2 protein-coding genes are annotated in these 927 nt (G+C 52.0%); both read right to left on the bottom strand.

What is annotated here, in order from left to right; translation table 11 throughout:
• Positions 1-198: 198 nt before the first annotated feature.
• The gene (gmhB, locus tag G5533_RS20395; RefSeq protein WP_280205610.1) at positions 199-741 is read right to left on the bottom strand and encodes a D-glycero-beta-D-manno-heptose 1,7-bisphosphate 7-phosphatase; all 543 of its coding nucleotides are present in this window, start codon (positions 739-741) and stop codon (positions 199-201) included.
• 111 nt (positions 742-852) lie between these two features.
• On the bottom strand, positions 853-927 hold a 75-nt coding region (locus G5533_RS20390), incomplete at its 5' end, for a hypothetical protein (RefSeq protein ID WP_197724836.1).

Here is a 927-nt window from a genome sequence, read left to right as displayed (position 1 = left end):
ACCGCCTTCTCGAGTCAAGCCTTATTTTCAAAGGCTTTTCGAGGTTACCGACGAGGTTGTTTGCGTTGCCGCTTGCCCTGTCGATGGAGGCGCATTATAGGGAGTGAATTCGTTCTGGCAAGGGGATAATTGCAAAAAGATGGCTTTCATCGTTCAATCGCTCGCAAATCCACCAATCAGCATATTTAACCGGCGAAATTAGCTCGCTGCAGGCACCGCGACGGCAAAATCATACAGATTGTCATATATAGCATCTGCGAGTGCGCTACCCGCTTCGGTGATTGGCTTACCGGTTCTGACCATGATCTTATGACCAACCCCGGCATTGATGGCGGCTTTCAGATCGGAAGGCTTGTCACCCACCATATAGGAACGGCTCATGTCGATCCCCAGTTCCTGTTGCGCCAACAGCAGCATGCCTGGCTCCGGTTTGCGGCAATCACAGGGGGCTCCGTGATCCGGATGATGGGGGCAGAAATAGATGCCATCGAGGTCCACATCCCGATCCGCCAGTGACCAATCCATCCACTCGGTCAGATTCATGAAGTCATCTTCACTGAAGTAGCCGCGGGCGATTCCGGACTGGTTGGTCACAACAACCAGCAGATAGCCTTTCTTTTTGAGGAGCAGCAGGGCGTCTATGACTCCGGGCAGAAAATGGAAGTCATCGACCTGGCTGACATAGCCAGTGTCTTCATTGATGACACCGTCACGATCCAGAAAAATGGCGGGTTTGCTCACGGAAACTACCTCAATCAATGGTTTTGCCCAGTATCTCACAGGGCAGATAAAGCCCAAAAACAAAAGGGGCGGCCGAAGCCCCCCCTTTCATGTGTGCATTTAAAGTATCGATTAAGCGATAACTTTAGCTACAACACCAGCACCTACGGTACGGCCACCTTCACGGATAGCGAAACGCAGGCCGTC

The sequence above is a fragment of the Aeromonas sp. A600620 genome (genome assembly GCF_029479985.1).
GTDB lineage: Bacteria > Pseudomonadota > Gammaproteobacteria > Enterobacterales > Aeromonadaceae > Aeromonas > Aeromonas veronii_A.
This window is presented reverse-complemented; position numbering and strand designations above follow the sequence as displayed.